At 60.6% G+C, this 18147-nt stretch carries 16 protein-coding genes; 4 read left to right on the plus strand and 12 right to left on the minus strand.

Features of this window, described 5'->3' with window-relative positions; translation table 11 throughout:
- Positions 1–53 precede the first annotated feature (53 nt).
- Positions 54–263, plus strand: a complete 210-nt coding sequence (locus tag FH08_RS0119900) for a hypothetical protein (RefSeq protein ID WP_031360026.1) — start codon at positions 54–56, stop codon at positions 261–263.
- A gap of 57 nt (positions 264–320) precedes the next feature.
- On the opposite strand, the gene FH08_RS0119905 is transcribed toward FH08_RS0119900, so the two are convergent.
- Together FH08_RS0119905 and FH08_RS0119910 are read right to left on the minus strand one after the other, a co-directional pair.
- Positions 321–1142 carry an alpha/beta hydrolase family protein gene (locus FH08_RS0119905; RefSeq protein WP_152602873.1) on the minus strand — a complete coding sequence of 274 codons (822 nt, stop codon included), beginning with the start codon at positions 1140–1142 and terminating at the stop codon, positions 321–323.
- A 159-nt stretch (positions 1143–1301) separates the two neighbouring features.
- The gene (locus tag FH08_RS0119910) at positions 1302–4790 is read right to left on the minus strand and encodes a response regulator (RefSeq protein ID WP_031360028.1); all 3489 of its coding nucleotides are present in this window, start codon (positions 4788–4790) and stop codon (positions 1302–1304) included.
- Between the two features lie 278 nt (positions 4791–5068).
- Between FH08_RS0119910 and FH08_RS0119915 the strand changes: the two genes are divergently transcribed.
- Positions 5069–6754 carry a fibronectin type III domain-containing protein gene (locus FH08_RS0119915; RefSeq protein ID WP_031360029.1) on the plus strand — a complete coding sequence of 562 codons (1686 nt, stop codon included), beginning with the start codon at positions 5069–5071 and terminating at the stop codon, positions 6752–6754.
- A gap of 36 nt (positions 6755–6790) precedes the next feature.
- Here the strand turns inward: FH08_RS0119915 and FH08_RS0119920 are convergent, their stop codons facing one another.
- The 6 genes from FH08_RS0119920 to FH08_RS0119945 all read right to left on the minus strand — a co-directional run bounded on the left by FH08_RS0119920 (position 6791) and on the right by FH08_RS0119945 (position 12631).
- Positions 6791–8143, minus strand: a complete 1353-nt coding sequence (locus tag FH08_RS0119920; RefSeq protein ID WP_031360030.1) for a purine-cytosine permease family protein — start codon at positions 8141–8143, stop codon at positions 6791–6793.
- A 164-nt stretch (positions 8144–8307) separates the two neighbouring features.
- Positions 8308–9303, minus strand: coding sequence for a biotin-dependent carboxyltransferase family protein (locus tag FH08_RS0119925; RefSeq protein ID WP_031360031.1), 996 nt, complete (start codon positions 9301–9303; stop codon positions 8308–8310).
- Positions 9293–10168: a 5-oxoprolinase subunit B family protein gene (locus tag FH08_RS0119930; protein WP_031360032.1), complete on the minus strand. Its 876-nt coding sequence runs from the start codon at positions 10166–10168 to the stop codon at positions 9293–9295. The genes FH08_RS0119925 and FH08_RS0119930 overlap by 11 nt, the downstream gene beginning before the upstream one ends.
- The gene (locus FH08_RS0119935; RefSeq protein ID WP_031360033.1) at positions 10165–11574 is read right to left on the minus strand and encodes an acetyl-CoA carboxylase biotin carboxylase subunit; all 1410 of its coding nucleotides are present in this window, start codon (positions 11572–11574) and stop codon (positions 10165–10167) included. The genes FH08_RS0119930 and FH08_RS0119935 overlap by 4 nt, the downstream gene beginning before the upstream one ends.
- A 4-nt stretch (positions 11575–11578) precedes the next feature.
- On the minus strand, positions 11579–11821 hold the full coding sequence (locus FH08_RS0119940) for an acetyl-CoA carboxylase (RefSeq protein WP_031360034.1): 243 nt from the start codon (positions 11819–11821) through the stop codon (positions 11579–11581).
- Positions 11822–11836: 15 nt separating this feature from the next.
- Positions 11837–12631 (minus strand): 5-oxoprolinase subunit PxpA, encoded by a 795-nt coding sequence (locus tag FH08_RS0119945; protein WP_031360035.1) that lies wholly within the window; start codon positions 12629–12631, stop codon positions 11837–11839.
- A 232-nt stretch (positions 12632–12863) separates the two neighbouring features.
- On the opposite strand from FH08_RS0119945, the gene FH08_RS0119950 reads away from it, so the two are divergent.
- Entirely contained in the window at positions 12864–13781 is a 918-nt protein-coding gene (locus tag FH08_RS0119950) for a LysR family transcriptional regulator (RefSeq protein ID WP_031360036.1), read from the plus strand.
- A gap of 47 nt (positions 13782–13828) precedes the next feature.
- Positions 13829–14407, plus strand: coding sequence for a hypothetical protein (locus tag FH08_RS0119955; RefSeq protein ID WP_031360037.1), 579 nt, complete (start codon positions 13829–13831; stop codon positions 14405–14407).
- A 57-nt stretch (positions 14408–14464) separates the two neighbouring features.
- Here the strand turns inward: FH08_RS0119955 and FH08_RS0119960 are convergent, their stop codons facing one another.
- The 4 genes from FH08_RS0119960 to FH08_RS0119975 are packed head-to-tail and all read right to left on the minus strand — an operon-like array spanning position 14465 to position 18093.
- The gene (locus FH08_RS0119960; protein WP_031360038.1) at positions 14465–15274 is read right to left on the minus strand and encodes an SDR family oxidoreductase; all 810 of its coding nucleotides are present in this window, start codon (positions 15272–15274) and stop codon (positions 14465–14467) included.
- Between the two features lie 27 nt (positions 15275–15301).
- The gene (locus tag FH08_RS0119965) at positions 15302–16096 is read right to left on the minus strand and encodes an ATP-binding cassette domain-containing protein (protein ID WP_081889518.1); all 795 of its coding nucleotides are present in this window, start codon (positions 16094–16096) and stop codon (positions 15302–15304) included.
- Positions 16093–17073 carry an ABC transporter permease gene (locus FH08_RS0119970; protein ID WP_031360040.1) on the minus strand — a complete coding sequence of 327 codons (981 nt, stop codon included), beginning with the start codon at positions 17071–17073 and terminating at the stop codon, positions 16093–16095. Before FH08_RS0119970 ends, FH08_RS0119965 begins: the two co-directional genes overlap by 4 nt.
- A 9-nt stretch (positions 17074–17082) precedes the next feature.
- The gene (locus FH08_RS0119975) at positions 17083–18093 is read right to left on the minus strand and encodes a sugar ABC transporter substrate-binding protein (protein WP_081889519.1); all 1011 of its coding nucleotides are present in this window, start codon (positions 18091–18093) and stop codon (positions 17083–17085) included.
- Between the last annotated feature and the right edge of the window lie 54 nt (positions 18094–18147).

An 18147-nucleotide genomic window follows, 5' to 3' on the forward strand; every position in this document is an offset into this window, starting at 1 on the left:
GCGATTGCGGGTAGCCCTGTTGAGCCAAGTTTTGCCTGGCTAAGGAGTAAGCGATGCGCAACGACCTCACGGAGTTCGAGCTTAACTGGCTTCTTGAACTGGCAATGAATGGGGACGCTGCAGTGCCTCCCGCCCTGTTGAAGCGCCTGCGCGAGCTTGGGTATGCGAAACAAGTGTTTTCCCAGACCCAGGCTACAAATCTTGGCCGTGAACGATTGCTGGCGAGGGCGCGAAGCGATCGCGCCCCGCACGCGAACGCGTGACAACGCCCGTTTGCGGAGTGCGAGCCTGGCTACGCTTCGCCTGCCATCGGCTGACGGCTATCTGATGTTAAGTGCCTTGCGTATTTCTGCGTGCAGCACAGGCCACACCGGCGAGCTTGTCGACACTTCGTCGTAATGGCTGGCATCGGGAATAACAATTGTCATTGCCTGGTTGCCTGCGTGACGGGCCAGGGCCGCATAGCGCGCTGCCAGATCGGGCGGCGCGACCGTATCCAGTTCACCGTTGATCAGCACGGTGCGTGCTCCAGATGGCAGCATTTCAGTAGGCGATGTATCGGCCAGCACATCTTGCCTGCCGGGTTCCGGTGCACCGGTCAGTGCAATGGGGTCGAGCCCGCACGCGTGTTCGATAGACCATGTATCGCGCAAATCGGGTAGCGTGCCCAGGCCTATGACGGCTGGAATAGGCAATGGTGTTGCTGCGTACAGAGGACTCGCCGGACTGATACGCTGCCGAGCGGCTGCCCATTGCGCGAGTTGCGCGCCTGCTGAATGACCGACGGCCACCAGACGAGTCAAGTCGATATCAAGCGCGGACGACTGATCCTTTAGCTTGTCCAACGCAGCAGCAATATCCTCATAGGTGCCGGGAAATCCGCCGCCGTCTTCATCCACGCCTCTGTACTCAATGCTCCACACGGCGATCCCTTCGTTCGCCAGCGTGCGGCCCAGTGCGGCGACCTGGGTCAGGCCACCATATTTGTGCGCCCAGCATCCACCGTGAATTAATACGACCACGGGATAGGGACCCGCACCGGTCGGCCGGAACAACTCGACAAATTGCGACTGTGCCGGGCCATAGGCGATACGCGCGTCAGCAGGGGGACCTGCCAAGGCAAGGTAATCCTGAAGTCGCATTGGCTCGGCTATCGTCCGTGACGAAAGCAGCGCAGTAAGCAACGCGAGTATTAGTCGACGATAAATTCGCATCATGAAGCGATATACGCCGCGCTCGCTGGAGTGGATGCGGCGACGGCGACCCGGTCAACAGGTCGCGAGCGCTTCTAAAAACGCACCTCAGCCACGCATACGCTCGCGGCTTGGCAACCACACGCGCAGCAGCGAATAGAGTCGATCCAGATCGATCGGCTTGGCGAGATAGTCCGTCATCCCCGCTACACGCGTCTGTTCCTGATCGTCCTTCATCGCTTTCGCTGTGATCGCAATGATCGGCAGGGTGGCGAAGCGAGGGTCGGTGCGAATCCGGCGTGTGGCCTCGAGTCCGTCCATGCCGGGCATCATGACGTCCATCAGCACAAGGTCGATGTCCGGCGTTTCGTTCAGCTGGCTGATCGCTTCGAAGCCGTTGCGGGCGATTTCCACCGTCATGCCCTTGTGCTCGAGCGCGCTGCTCAACGAGAAGATGTTGCGGATATCGTCGTCGACCAGCAGGATACGCCGCCCCTCGAAGGCACGGTCCCGGCTGCGCACCGTCTTCAACATGGTTTGCCGTTCATACGACAGGTCCGCCTCGACCTTGTGCAGGAACAGGGTTACTTCGTCCAGCAACCGTTCCGGTGAACGCGCGCCCTTGATGATGATCGAGCGTGAATATTTCAGCAGCTCGGCTTCTTCCGCATGCGTCAGGTTGCGTCCGGTATAGACGATCACCGGCGGGAACGAGCACATGCTTTCGCCTGACATCTTCCGCAGCAACTCGCCTCCCTGCATGTCGGGCAGCTTCAGGTCGATAATCATGCAGTCGAAGATAGTCGTTCTCAGCAGCGCCAGCGCCTGTTCGCCAAGCTCGACGGCGGTGATGTCGATATCGTCGTCTGAAATGAGCCGCACGATGCTTTCGCGCTGGCGTGCATCGTCTTCCACCAGCAGCACGCGCTTGACCTTCTGCGTGAACTTTTCCTCCAGCTTGTGGAAGATGTCCGTCAGTTGCTCGCGCGTGGTCGGCTTGATTGCGTAGCCGATTGCGCCGAGATGCAGCGCGGCCTCGCTGCGATCGACGGCTGATACCACGTGCACCGGAATGTGACGGCTGAGCGAGCCATCTTTCAACTGTTGCAACAGCGCGAGGCCCGACAGGTCCGGCAAGCCGATGTCGAGAAGAATGGCATCGGGTAAATACTGTGCGGCAAGTTGCAGCGCTTCATCGGCAGTCTGCGCGACCAGGCAGTGGTATTGCATTTCATGGGCAAGCTCGAACAGGATGCTCGCAAATGCCAGGTCGTCTTCAATCACCAGCACCGATCGGCGGCCTGGTGTCCAGTTCGCGCGATCGTCGTCATACGCTGCCACATCTTGCGTCCGGGTGGCAGGCGGCGGAGTCGGCGCGACGACGATTGGCGTCGATGGGGGTACGGGAAGCGGTGCGTGCAATGCAGGGCCGCTTTCCATCGGCTCGCTTGCGCCCGTCCAGTGCGTGGGTAGCGTCAGCTCGAACGTGCTTCCTGCGCCGAGCGTGCTGCTGACGCGGATAGCGCCGCCGAGCAGCGTTGCCAGATCGCGTGAGATCGACAGACCCAGGCCCGTGCCGCCATAGCGCCGGCTAGTGGTTCCATCGGCTTGACGGAACGCCTCGAAAATTGTCTGGTGGTGTTCCGGTGCAATGCCGATACCCGAGTCCGTTACGGCAAAGCGCACCCGATTGCCGTTGTCCAGATGCAAGGCCAGATCGATGGTCCCGGCGTCCGTGAACTTCAACGCGTTCGACAGCAGGTTCTTGAGAATCTGTTCCAGCCGCCGCGAGTCGGTGAATATCGATGGCGGCATATCCGCTGCTATATCGACGGCGAATTTCAATTGCTTTTGCGCGGCGAGCGGTTCGAAGGTTCGCTTCAACGAATCGACCAGGCGGAGTACCGATACATCTTCCGGCACGAGTTCGAGCTTGCCGGCTTCGACCTTGGAGATGTCGAGGATGTCGTTGATCAGGTGGAGCAGATCGTTGCCGGCCGAATAAATGGTATTGGCGAACTTGATCTGCTCGGCGCTCAGATTGCCGCCGTGGTTTTCGGATAACAGTTTGGCGAGGATCAGCGAACTGTTGAGCGGCGTGCGCAACTCGTGCGACATATTCGCGAGGAATTCTGACTTGTACTGGCTGGCACGCTGCAGGTCGTCGGCGCGCTGCTCCAGTTCTGCCTGGGTGTCGTTGAGTTCCTCGTTCTTTTGATCCAGTGCGAGCGCCTGGAAAGTGAGTTGTTCGTTAATCGATTCGAGCTCTGCTTTCTGGTTGCCCAGATCCACTTGCGACTCTTCGAGCGCGGCGGTCTGCTCTTCCAGTTCCTCGTTCGTGGTGCGCAGTTCTTCCTGCTGAAGCTGCATTTCTTCGTTGAGGCGCTGCGTTTCCTCTAGCGTGTCCTGCAGCCGTTGGCGATACAGCGCCGCTTCCACCGACGCACCCATATTCGTTGCGATCAGCTTCAGGAATTCGATGTCCCGTGCCGATACCGGCTGCATGAATCCGAGTTCCAGGACGCCGTTGACCGCACCGCCGTTTTCGATCGGCGCCATGACTACGCTCTTCGGCGCGCTGGTTCCCAGTCCCGATGTGACCTTGAGATAGTTGTCGGGGATGTTGTCGACTTCGATCAGCCGGCCATCTGTGGCAGCTTGCCCGACCAGCGTCTCTACGCCATCGAAAGATTGCGGACGTTCTTCATTCTCGCGGCTGAAACCGTAGGCGGCGGTCCGGCGCAACGTGCCGGTTTCATCGCGGACATAGAGCGCCGCCACCACCACGCCGAGGTACTGGGCGAGAAATTCGAGCATCGCGCGGCTGAGTTGCGGCAGAGCCGGTTGCCCGGCCGCGCTTTCCGCCAGCAGACTCTGGCCGGTGCGCAGCCACGCTTGTTGTTTCAGCGTTTCAGTGTGGTCGGTCTGCGCCCTTAGTGCACGATCATAGGTGGTCGACAGGTTCGTCAATTCGCGCCGGCCGAGCACGGCGAGCAGTAAGCTCAGCGAAAGGCTGACGCCGAGGAAGGCGGCCACGGAAATGATGGTGACGCGCCTGACCGTCGCCGTACGTTCCCAGCGCAGGTTCAGTTCGAGATCCATGAAGGCAGCGAACTCACGGCGCATTTCGTCGAACTCGAGCTTGCCTCGGCCGGTGCGCATGACGCCCTGGATATCCTGGTTCGCGCGACGCAAAGTAATAAGCTGTTCAGCAATCCCGTTCCACTGAGCTTCCAACGCGCCGATACGTTTCAGACGTTCGATTTGCGGCGGGTTATCGCTGACGAGATCGGTGAGCGTGGCCAGCTTTGCTGTGAAACTGGCGCGGCCGAGTTCATAGGGCGCGAGATACGCGTCGTCGCCGGTGATCAGGAAGCCCCGCATACCGGACTCGCGATCGACGGCGATCTTGATCAGGTCGTTGCCGTCCGCGACCACGCGCTCGGAATGGTCGAGCCAGTCCATGGCCGACAGCAGGTAGAACAGAAGGGCGACGAATACGGCGGCGGTAGTGAGGCCTGCGCCGATCGGCAATGCGATATTGCGACGAATTATGCGGCGAAAGCCAAGCTGGTCGACAGCAATATGGCCGGGCATTTTTGTCCCTGTTATTTAATGCGCAAAAAGCGCGGTTCGACCGAATGATCAGCGTGAGCGGAATGTCCCGCACCATGTTCGGTGGTGCGCACCCGAAGGACAAGCCGCGCCAATCGTTGGCGGGATGATACAGAGTTCACACGGCAGACGAATTGGCACGACCATGTCATGGCCCGGTAAACACGGCCGCTGATAATCAGACCCTTCGAGCCGGTCTGCTCTCAGCGCCGCCGTCGGCGTATTGCTGGCTTAATCCCTCAAGGACTAGAACACCAGACATGTCGAACAAGAACATTGATGATCTTCCGCCGGCCGAGCAGGGCGCGACTGTTTCGCGGCGTGGTTTTCTCAAGCTTGCCGGTGCTTCCGGGCTGGCCACGGCCACTGGCGCTCTGGCTTCAACGAGCAGGGCCGCTGCGACGAACCCGGACGGCACGCCTGAGCAGATTCACCTGACCTGGGGCAAGGAACCGTGGGCCGAGGTAGTGATCTCGTGGGCCTCGCTCAGCCCCTCGGTCAATCCGCGAGTACGCTTTGGCCGTGCTGGCGAGACGAGGATGACGGTGCATGGCGTTCAGCGCACTTACACCGATGGACTCAATGGCGAGATTGTCTGCACGTATCACGCGCGCCTTCATGGACTGAAACCGGCGGTCACTTACGAATACGAAGTCACCGCCGATAACGACAGCAACGCCGGCCGCCCCTTCACGGCGAGTTTCCAGACCGCGCCGCATGGCCGGGCCCCGTTTCGCTGGACCAGCTACGGCGACCTCGCCACGCCGAATACCGGTTGGGTCCTCTCGTCGCCGCAGAGCCGCTTTGCCGTGCAGGCAGTCGAGCGGTTCCAGCCGCTGTTTCACTTGCTCAACGGCGATCTTTGCTACGCCAACCTGAACCCGGCGCATCAGCCCGAGGTCTGGCGCGACTTCGGCAACAACGCCCAGACCTCGGCGGCCAATCGTCCCTGGATGCCTTGTCCGGGCAATCATGAGCTGGAATTCAACAACGGCGAGCAGGGGCTTGACTCGTATCGGGCGCGTTATACGCTGCCGGAAAACGGCACCCGCTTTCCCGGTCGCTGGTACAGCTTTCGTGTGAGTTCGGTGCTGTTCGTCTCGCTTGATGCGGACGATGTGGTCTATCAGGACGCGGCTGCATTCGTCGCCGGTCCGGATCCTCTGGTGCCGGCTGCAAGCACAGGCAACCCGCCGATCGCTCCGGGGACATCGCTCTACGTTCGTGGCTATAGCGGTGGTGAGCAAACGCGCTGGCTAGGGGAGACGCTGCGCCAGGCGGCCGAGGACAAGGATATCGACTGGATCGTCGTTCAGATGCATCAGGACGCGCTGACTTCATCGAAGACCGGCAATGGCTCCGACAAAGGCATCCGGGAGGCGTGGCTGCCCTTGTTCGACCGCTACGGCGTCGATCTCGTGCTCTGCGGCCATGATCATGACTACGAGCGTAGCTACCCCGTGCGCGGCTGCAATCACCATGCGGGCATGGATGCCGTGACGGGTGCCCCGGTGGATACGCTGCAGCCTCGGCCGGTCATTACGTCGAATCCCGCCGACGGCGCCTTCGATACGAGCCAGGGTACCGTGCATCTTATATTGGGCGGTGGCGGCACGAGTGCGCCGCTGGATGTTTATGGGCTGGACGCCGGAACCGGCAGTGTGCAGGCGAAGGTGTTCACCAGGCCCAACCGGCCGATACCTGGGACAGCGGCGAACACATTCGTTCGCCAGCCCGCCGATGCGCTGGAAGATGCCATCTGGTCGGCACAACGCGATACCGGTACGGGTTACGGCATTGCCGTGTTCGATCATGATCCGGGGAAGCCGGGTGGCAAGACCACCATTACGATGAACTACTATCACGCGCCCGGCGCCGACCAGACGCCGACCGCGACTTACGAGCTGTTCGAGACCATCACGTTTTCGAAGGCGCGGCGGAATTGATTCGGGGTCTTTACTTGACCGTGCCTCAGCCGCACCTTACCCGCGTACGAACCACGTTCGTTTAGCCGCCAGGAGCATCGCCCGATAGACCAGCCACGATACGATGAACGTGGCTGGCGCGGAGAACGATTGCAGCGCGCCCGGAAGGTTCATCAGGAGCAAGCCCACAAGCGCGCCGGCGAACCACGCCGCTAGTCCACCCGGGTTGAACGCCGGGACATGTGAATCGCGACACTCGATGTCGGTGCCGAGCAAGGTATCGACCCGGGTCGACAAGATATGGGCAAGCGCAACACCCACCCACGCCACCACGAAGATGCCCTGATACGCGAGTGCCTGGAGGATCTTCGAAAACACGTCGGCCATCATCAGCGCATACACCACCGCGCCGACCACGAGCGCCCACACGAACTTCGGCGCGTGCAGGCCTGCTACCTTACGGAAGAAAGCTTGCATGTTGATCGCGGCAAGATAGTAGTTCGCCGTGTTGATACGCGATTGAGTGACCCACACGAACAGAAGACCCCATATCCCCATCAACTTCAGCAACGCAAGCACCACCGACACTTCCGAGAGCGGTCCCAGTCCAGGGATCGTGCTGACCAGGTAGATACCAACTGCGCCGTTCAAGAGAAACGTCACGAGGTAGAAGGGCATGCCGAAATTGAAGCGGCCATGATAGGTGGCATCTTTCTGGCGGCCGAAGCGCGCGTAGTCGAACGTGAACATCATCAGGATCCAGACGCCCATGTAGTACACGAAACAATTCCACCAGCCATTCGCGGGGATCGTGCCCTTGGGACCGAAGTCGAGCCATGCGGCGTTATAGCCATACTCGTGAGTCGTCAGGACTACTGCTGCCAGCAGGCCAAGCAGATAGAACGGCAGCAGCACCCCGTTGAACTTGTCGAGCCAGTGCTGGACACTGCCGAACACCAGCGGCACGCTGTAGCAGACGACGATCAGCGCAGCCCACTTATAGTCGAGCGCAGGAAAGAGGTTGTGCGCCGCGACTGCGATCACTGAGCCTTCGAACACCGCGTAGTAGATCGCAGTCGCAAAGAAGATCAGCGTGGCGAGCGCCGCGCCCGCACCTCCAAAAAGCACGCGCGAGAACAGCGCGACCGATAATCCGGTACGGATCGCGTAGCGGCTGATGATCGAATTGACAATGCCGTATGAGATGACCGAAAGCGCCATGCCGATCAACGCATTGCGCGTGCCGTACTGCAACGCGAGCGCCGCCCCGACCACAATATAGAACACGGCGCTGCACACGGCCCACCATGCCATCGTCAGGGAAAATGCGGGCATTCGGGCGCTGTCGGGAACCGAGTGTGTCGATAAATCCAGTTCGTGCCCCGCAGGGGCCTGTGACAGGTTGGCCATGATTCTTGCTCCTTCATGCAGTAGATTGAAAGAAGCAGGCGCGACCGGCTGACGCCCGCTATAGAGAAAAGCACCACTGGAGTTGACTGCAAGCGAACGCCTCCCGCGCGGCGCCGTGACGAGCACGACGCAGCGGGTCTGCTTCGATTCAAACGGGTACTTGCCTAATAGCTCAGCGCTTCACGCAAACGCGCCAGCCTTTCGTGTGCGACACGGCGCGCAGCGAGCGTTTGTTCCATCGACACAGCGACAAAACGCGCTCGATGATTCGGCTGCATCTGGCCTATCAGATCCATGTCCGCGCTGATCACGGTGCCAATGGTGGCGTAGCCGCCGCCGGACACGGCATCGCGATGCAGGATGATCGGTTCGAGCCCGCCGGGCACCTGGATGGAACCGATCGGATAACACGCATCGACAATGTTCGATGGGTCAGCGCCCGCGCCAAAAGGTTGCACGCGTTCGCGGAATTGCAGGGCGCGTCCCTGCTTGTAGCGGTAGCCGATCCGATCCGCTTCCGGCGCGACTACCCAGGTGTCATCGAAGAAAGTGCGGGCCGATTCGTCGGTCAAGCGGTGGTGATAGAGCCCGGGCAACACGCGCAATTCGATTTCCCTGGCTAGCGGCGTTCTGAGGTCGGCACGCAACTCGCGTCCTTCTTTCGCCGGTTGTTTGGGCGCCTGACTGGTCAGTCGATCGCCCTTTTGCAAACGCCGTCCGTTGAGTCCGCCGATCGCACCCAGGGTGTAGGTCGAGCGGCTCCCCAGCACGACCGGCACGTCGATACCCCCGGCCACCGCAAGGCACGCCCTGGCGCCCGCCTTCACGTGATCGAACGTGAGCGTGCTCCCGGCCTTGATACGCAGCGAGACATTGCAGGACTGCGCGACACCATCGATCTTCGGGGTCATCTCTGCACCGGTGACGGCGATCACGGTGTCCGTATGAAACACCAGTTGCGGCCCGAGCAACGTGCATTCGAGTGCGGCCGCGTCTTCGCTGTTGCCGACCAGCAGGTTCGCCGCTCGCAATGAAAACTGGTCGAGTGCACCCGAGGGTGGAATGCCGACGTAGTAGTAGCCTTGCCGTCCGGTATCCTGCACCGACGTCGCAAGCCCCGGCTTCACTACTTCGATCACGCAGGTGGCGTCAGTCGGCATGGAGTACCTCGGCGAGGGAGCGATTGTAGGCATCGGGATTACGCTTGAATTCGCTCAAGATGAACTTGACGGGTCTCACGCGTAGCGCAAACGTGCCGGCTTCGACCTCGCCAATATTGCGATCATAGGTTTCCCGATCGATCGGCTTGAACTTGACGATGTCGCCCGGCCGGAAGAACACCATGAAGTCACGCAAGTAGGAAAGGCGCTGCTCAGGGTCGAAGATCGGGGCGGGCGTCACGCCGAACATCTGGTAACCGCCTGCGCCGCGCACCGAGTAAATGCAGCCGAAACAACCGCCGTGGCCGACGGTGAGTTTGGGGGTATCGGTACGCGGGCGCAGATACTTCGGCACTTCGAGTTGCCGTGATCGTTCGACCATCTGGAACATGAAGGGCAAGCCCGCGACGAAACCCACCATCGAAACAAACCATGGCGCGCCTGAATGCGCAGCAATGAACGCATCGACGCTGCTTAGGCCATTGATGCGCGCGGCATATTCCAGATCGGTCGATGAAGGGTCCTGGTGACGTTCCCGAAAACGCATCTGCGTCTCATGGGTCCACGGATCGTTGTAGAGCACAGGCACTTCCACAATGCGTGTTTCCAACTCTAGAGGTGCATCGCCTACCTCTGCCTCGATCTGCTTGAGCAAGGCGAGCAGCGTTTCGGGCGCGATCACGTCCGGGTCGTATCGAACCTGATACGACGCGTTGGCGGGACAAATCTCCGTCACGCCCGCTACGTTGCGACGCTGTAGCTCACGCGTGATCGCAGTCCCTTTGAAGAAGGCATCGAGCGACATGTCCTCGCTGATCTCGACGAAGATGAACTCGTCGCCGCCGAATGTATAACGGGCGCTCATGCCGCCTCCTCGCTTTGGTTGCGCTTTGCGGCGCGTTGCGCCATCCATGCCTCAAGAAAATTCGTGTGATATCGGCCCGCGCGAATATCCGCGTCTGCGAGCATGGCCTGATGCAGCGGCGCGGTCGTCTTGACGCCGCCAATCTTCATTTCGCGCAGCGCGCGATCGAGCCGCGCGAGCGCCGCCGGCCGGCTTTCGTCGAGCACGATGAGCTTGGCGAGCAGCGAGTCATAGAACGGCGGAATGGTGTAGCCCTGATACAGCATTGAATCTATCCGCACGCCGGGGCCGGCCGGCCACACCAGTTCGTCGATACGGCCCGGACTCGGGCGGAAATCGCGCTCGGGATCTTCTGCATTGATACGGCACTCGATAGCGGCTCCCCGCATGACGATGTCGCGCTGTTCATAACGCAACGGCTCGCCGTCGGCCACGCGCAGCGACTCACGCACGAGGTCGATGCCAGTGATGGCTTCGGTCACCGGATGTTCGACCTGAATACGCGTGTTCATTTCAATGAAGTAAAACTCGCCGCGTGTTTCATCGAACAGGTATTCAAGCGTGCCCGCGCTCCGGTATCCGACTTCACGCGCCAGCCGCGTCGCCGATTCGCATAACGACGCGCGCAGTTCCGGCGTGAGTGAGGGCGAGGGCGCCTCCTCCATGATTTTTTGTCGACGCCGTTGCAGGGAGCACTCGCGCTCGAACAGATGAACGACGTTTGTGCCATCGCCCAGCACCTGTACCTCAATATGGCGCGCCCGCCCTATAAAGCGCTCCAGATAGACGCCGGCGTTACCGAACGCCGCGAGGGCCTCACGTTGCGCGAGCGGTAGTTCGACATCGAGCTGCGTCGCATCGTGCGCCACGCGAATGCCGCGTCCGCCTCCGCCCGCAGCCGCCTTGATCATGACCGGATAACCAATGCGACCGGCAACGTCGCGCGCCTGCTCGAGTGAATCGAGAACCCCCTCGCTGCCCGGCACGGTCGGCACGCCTGCGCGTTGCGCGGTGGCGCGTGCACGGGCTTTATCGCCCATCATCGCGATGATGTCTGAAGATGGGCCGACGAAGATCAGCCCGGCGGTCTCCACCTTCTCCGCGAACGCCGCGTTCTCCGATAAAAACCCATACCCGGGATGAATCGCATCCGCGCCGCATTGTCTGGCGGCTTCGAGAATGGCGTCAGGATTGAGGTAGCTCTTAGCGGCGTGCGCAGAGCCGATCGGCACGGCCTGGTCCGCCATGCGCGCAGCCAGACTGTCGCGATCCGCGTCGCTCACCGTCACGGCCGCCCGCATGCCCAGTTCCTGCGCTGCGCGAATGACCCGCACTGCGATCTCACCACGGTTGGCGATCAGCAGGGTGCGAATGCGTTGAGGCTTGTAGAAGGCATCTGAGAACATCGGCTTAGCCCTCGATCCGCATCAGCACCTGGCCCGCGTCGACCGGCTCGCCGTCTTCGGCAAGGATCTCGGTCACGCGGCCCTTGGCCGTCGCTTCGATTTCGCTGAATTGCTTCATGACTTCGACGAGTCCCACGGTCGTGCCCTCGTCAATCTCGCTTCCGATCTCGACGAGCGGCGCTGCATCAGGGGATGAGCGCCTGTAGAACGTCCCGGGCAAGGGGCTGACAATGTCGTGCTGGGCCATGGTTGTGCTCCTGTCTCAGGCGGATTGAAAGCTGTTGGGGGAAGCCAGTTTGGGCGCGGCAATGCGGATGTCGTTGCGAATCAGCGCGTCGCGCGTTGCCTGGACGAGTTCGAGTGCGCCCGGGGTGTCGCTGTGGATGCAGACCGAATCGAAATCGATGTCTATGTCGCCGCCCTCCACGGTCGTCACGCGTCCTTGCGTGCAAGCGCGCAGAACTTTTGCCGCCACTTGAGCAGCGTCGAGGCGGCCGACGCGGCGAGTGAAAACGATTGATCCACTCGCGTCGTAGTCGCGATCGGCGTAGAACTCGCGGACCACGGGCTGGCCCAGTTCGCGCGCCACTTTGTACGTGACCGACGATTCCATGCAATACAACAGCAGGCTCGGATCGATTTTCTGCAGCGTTCCAATCAGGCAACGCGACAACTCTTCATCCCGTGCTGCGAGCATGTAGAGCGCACCATGGGGTTTCACGTGCTGTACGCCGACATTCGCCAGTCTTGCGAACTCGCGCAACGCGCCAAGCTGGAACACGATGTCGTTCACCAGCGCCTGCGGCGACTCGGTAATCGTGCGGCGGCCGAATCCGACCAGGTCACGAAAACCCGGATGAGCGCCCACGCCCACACCGGCTTCTTTCGCCGATTGAACCGTGCGCGCCATGATATTCGGGTCTCCCGCATGGAAACCCGTGGCGATATTGGCTGAGCTGATCAGCGGCATGATCTCGGCGTCCACGCCGTCTCCGATCGTCCAGGGGCCAAAGCCTTCGCCCATGTCCGAATTCAGGTCGATGCTGCATTTCTTCACGATGGGGTGTCTCCTGATTCATCGGCCCGGGTAAGCACGAACGCTCCCCGCAGTGCCGATGACATGAACCTTATGGCGCGGCGGCGCGCCAAAATAGTTCTATTTTCAGATGACCTGTATCTGTTTTTTCGATGCGGCGTCGACCGCTCGTTGCTTATTGCTACTCACTCGACCGGGGGATTTTGCGAAGATAAGATACTGCGACGGGCAATATCAATTTTTGGCGGGTACCATGGCTTTGACTCTCCGGCAGCTTAAGTACTTCGTGGCAACGGCCGAACTAGGGCAAATATCGCAGGCTGCAATTCAACTGACGATTTCCCAATCAGCGGTGACAAATGCGATCAAGGAGCTTGAGGACAGCCTGGGCACTCAGCTCTTTGCACGCATGTCGAGCGGCGTCACGCTGACTCAAACCGGCCGAAAATTTCTGAATCAGGCCTACACCATCCTCTCTTCCGTCGAAGAGGCAATGCGCATTCCGAATCTGGAGAGCACGCTGACCGGAACGCTCACCATTGCGGCGAGCTATACGGTGATCGGTTATTTCCTGCCGCATCATCTGCAGCGGCTAAGCACGCTCTATCCGCTGCTCTCCATCAATCTGCATGAACTGAATCGCGAGTCGATCGAAGAGGGCCTGCTCAGCGAGCGCTACGACATGGCGGTTCTGTTGACGTCGAACGTGGCGAACCCGGAGCTTGTGTTGGAACCGGTGATTCACTCTGTGCGCAGGCTTTGGCTTTGCGCGCATCATCCTTTGCTCAAGCGCGAAAGCGTCACGCTTGCTGATGTTGCGCCAGAGCCGTTCGTCATGCTGACTGTAGATGAAGCCGCTTACACGGCGCTGCGCTATTGGGCCGATACACCGCACAGGCCGAACGTGAAGCTGCGCACGTCGTCGGTGGAGGCTGTCCGAAGCATGGTGGCGAACGGAAGCGGCGTCGCCATCCTCTCCGACATGGTCTACCGCCCCTGGTCGCTGGAAGGGAAGCGGATCGAAACTGTGGTCCTGCGCGATCAGGTTCCACCCATGAGCGTCGGCCTTGCGTGGCGCAAGAACCGTGAGTTCAGCCCTGCGATGCACGCGGTACGGGAGTATTTCCGCCATACTTTCATGGAACCCCGATCGAGCGTGAGCAATGTTTAGTTTCTTCTTTTCATGATGTCACTTCTGACAAGACAAGGGCTTGTGCGATGAGCTTCGAGGCAGGTGAGGCGGTCATGTGGCGGCTGGTTCAGCGCTACACGGGACGAGTTGGTTATCAGCGCGGGGTGAAGTCCGAAGGACTGTCCGCCACGCCGCCCGTCATCGATTGCTCGGGATGGACTGCGCTGCTCCTTGGGCAAGCCATGCAAGCGGAGAACGAAGCGGCTGGCCGCGACGTGTTTGGCGCTGATGACATGCTTGCCTCGCAAATGTGGTCGGATCGGATCATTCAGGAGGTTGAAACCCGGACAGGGTTCATTCTTCAGGCGCACGAGATCACGGCCACCAGCCTTCCGCGATGCGCGACCATCGGACTGAAGATGGGAGAGCCTGGCTGGGCGATCAACCATCCGCGTCCGCGCGGGATTACGCACATTGTTCAGGTCGTTCGTCGCCCGGGAGATGATGCACCGTTTGTTTCCGAGTCCTTCGGCGGTTCACCGCTGCCTGGAATAAGCCTTACACCGCTCGTGGAGTGGTTGGTGCGTGCTCAGCCGCGAATTCAAGCCGGCGAAATGTGGGCCGTTGACCCCTTCCGGATGGCGGACAAGAGGAGCTTGCGGTGATTGGAGCGCATAAGCCAGCGGACCCGCGCAATAGATTCGCTGGCTTGTTCTCGTACTCTAAAGCGCGGCCTTCGGACTCGGCGCGTCATCGAACGCACCCCACACCGATTGATCGTAATTCACCATCGACCCTGTCATCAGGCCCGACTCCTCGCTCGCCAAAAAAGCCACCGCGCGCGCCGCTTCAGCCGGGTCGATCAACCGCCCGAACGGTTGCGCAGCACTCGCTTGTGTCAGCCAGTCGTCGGCCGCGCCGTGGTATTCCCGCTGAATCCGATCCTCGCCATCGGAGGCCATCCAGCCGAGATTCAAGCCGTTCACCCGAATCCTGTTGCGCAACAGCGCGTAACCCGTGTTCTGCGTGAGCGTGGCCAGTGCTCCCTTCGACGCACAATACGCCGCGATGAACGGTTGCCCCGACATCGCCGACATCGAGCAGATGTTGACGATCGAACCTTCAATGCGCTCGCGCCGCATGACACGAATGGTCTCCTGCATCAGGAAGAACGGCGCCCGCACGTTCGTCGCGAAGACGCGGTCGAAGAGCGCAGGATCCGTGTCGATGATCGTGCCGCGATCCGTCATGGCAGCTGCATTGACCAGTACATCAATGCGCCCAAACCGCGCGTCCGCTGCCGCGATCACCGCCCGGCAATCGTCGACTTGCGAGAGATCCGCCTGCACGTAACGAACGTCCGCGCCGCTTGCCTCGCTCAACTCACGCGCCTTCGCTTGGCCCTTCTCCTTCGAACGCCCGCAGATAACGACACCCCTCGCGCCGCGCTCAACGAACAGCGCCGCGATCGCGGCTCCTAGCCCTTGTGTACCACCGGTGACCACAGCCACCTTGCCGTCGAACTGTCCCATCGATTTATCTCTCCACCATGTAGTCGATCAAAGCATCTCTGTTACTTCTTCGATAGACGTCTGCGCCACCGGCTTGTCGAGCACGACTTCACCGCGCGCCATTGCGACAATCCGGTCGCACGAGTGAAACACGTGCTGCAGGTTGTGGCTGATGAACACGCCGGTAATGCCCTGAGCCGATAAGCCCCGCACAAACCCGATCACCTTGCCCGTCTCCTTGACCGATAAATGGTTCGTCGGTTCATCGAGGATCAGCACCTTCGACTTGAAGTGCATCGCGCGCGCAATCGCCACGCCCTGGCGCTGACCGCCCGATAGTTCGCCCAGCAGCGCTTCCGCGGAACGCAGATGCAGGTCGACATCGGCAATGGCTTTGACGGCGTCGGCGCGCATGCGCGCATGGTCCATAGGGCCAATGCCGAACAGCGAAAACAGCAGCGGCTCGCGCCCGATAAACAGATTGCGCGCAATCGACAGGTTCGGCACGAGCGAGTTGTGCTGATGAATCGTTTCGATACCCAACTGCATGGCCGCTTTCGGCGTGGGGATGCGCACAGGCCGGCCCTGGAACAGGATCTCGCCTTCATCCGGCCGATGCACGCCCGAAAGAATCTTGATGAGCGTCGACTTTCCTGCGCCGTTGTCGCCGAGCAGGCCCACGACTTCGCCGCGTTTGAACTCCAGGCTCACGCCTTTGAGCGCATGCACGCCGGAGTACCACTTGTGCAAGTTGCGCACCGCCATCAGTGAGGTCGATGTAGTAAGCGCGTCGGCGGCGCTGTCGTTGTCGGCGTAGGAACTTAGAGAAGAAAGTGTGTTCATAGCTGGACCTTCAGATGTCGCGCCGTGCGGCGCATCCATGCGTTGGCGACGACCGCGAAAATGGTCAGGCTGCCGACGGCGAACTTGAACCAGTTGGCATCGACTTGTGTCAGCACCAGGCCGTTATCGATCACGCGAATCAGCAGGGCACCGACCACTGCGCCAAGCACATTGCCGATGCCGCCGGACAGGGCGGTCCCGCCGATCACCGCAGCGGCCACAGCTTGTAGCTCGAGACCATCGCCTATTGATGGAAGCGCCGCGCCAAGCCGCAGCACCTGGATCAAACCCGCGAAACCTGCAAGCACCGAGCACAGCACGAAGGAGAACAGCTTCACGCGCCGCGCCGGCACACCACTCGAGATAGACGCTTCAAGGAAGCCGCCAGTTGCTTTCATCCAGTTGCCGAGATTGGTCGCGGACAGCAAGAATGCCGCTGCCGCACCGATGACGATGAACCAAAGAAACGACGCACGAAACAACCCCTCAGGTCCTATGAAACTCACGAACAGCTGCGCGGGCATCCGTTCAATTGGCAGGTTCGGCGGAAAGCCGCCGGACAGCACGACGGTCAGCGAGCGCACGATGAACAACATGCCAAGCGTGGTGATGAAACTCGGTATGTTGAAGACCAGCGTGATCAATCCGTTAGCGAGTCCCACGCACGCGGCGACCACCAGCCCGATAAAAAATGCCGGCCAGAACGGTACGCCGGCATTCATCAACAACGTGATCGCCATCGGTGTGAGTGCAAACACCGATCCCACCGACAAATCGAACTCACCGCAGATCATCAGCAGCGTCACGCCTATTGCCACCAGTCCCACTTCAGGCAACACGCCAAGCACGCCACGGATATTTTCGGCGCTGAGAAATATCATCTGCGAGCGCACCTGGAACAAACCGATCAGCACGGCGAGCAATACAATGCCCGCCAGCTCCGGTTTCTGCAGGTAGATCTTGAGCAGCTTTTTCATGCGAATCTCCTAGCGCAAGCCTTGTTGCGAGAGCGCGATGACCGAGTCCGCCTGAGCGGGCATGACGAGCGAATTGCCGGTGTTGATATCGGTGGGCGCGAGGCCGAACGACTTCGCCAGATACACCTGCATCACAGGCATGAAACCTTGCGCATACGGTTGCTGATCGACCTCGGCCTGGATATAGCCGGCCTTCATCATCTGCAGGACCTGAGGCACGATATCGAAGCCTGCAAGCAGCACCTTGCCCGGCGGCACGTTACGGTCCTGCAATGTGCGAGCGACGGCTGCATGGAAGAAGCCCATGTCGAAGTACGCCGTTGTATCGGGGTGAGCGGTGAGATAGGCGCCAACGCGTTCACCTGTGACCGAGAGATCCGTGCCCGAGTCGATGCGATCAATCACGACAGTGCGAGTGGGGTTGGCGCGCTTCCATTCATCGAGACCTTCCATCACGCCTTTCGCGCGCTGCTCGGCCCAGTTCTGCCCCGGCGCGCTGACACCAATCAGCACGCGGATCGGGCCGTCCTTCGGAAACTGGCTGGTGAGTTGATGCGCAAGACTGCGCCCGGCCGGGACAAAGTTCTGGCCGATAAACGCCTGCCGTTTCGCGGCGCCCGTCGCGCCGCCGCTTTGATCGACGTTATAGGCGATCACGATGATGTGCTTCGCGCGGGCGTCGTTGATCATCGGCGTGAGCGCGTTGTCGTCCACAATGGTCGTCAAGATTGCATCGGGCTTGCGCGCGACCGCGGCCTGGAAATTCGCGCTTTGCTGTTCGATCGAGCCGTCGGTTTGCGTAAAGACCATCTGGCAATGTGCCTGAACGCGCGTGCAGGCATCGTCGAAACCTTTCTTCACGGCCTGCCAGAACGCGTTGGTCGCCGCGCCGTGCGTCAGCATCACAATGTTCAGCGGCTCTGCGCTGTGAGCAACGCTCGCAGCGAAAAGCGTGGACGTTATGCATGCCGCTATCGCCAACTTCGAACGCGTTTGAAATGTGCTGAATCTCCGGGTCATCTCTTGTCTCCTGTTATGTCCCGTGCGCGACTGCATCCGCGGTGCGAATGTCAG

Origin of the sequence: Caballeronia sordidicola (genome assembly GCF_000729995.1) — a bacterium.
GTDB lineage: Bacteria > Pseudomonadota > Gammaproteobacteria > Burkholderiales > Burkholderiaceae > Caballeronia > Caballeronia sordidicola_A.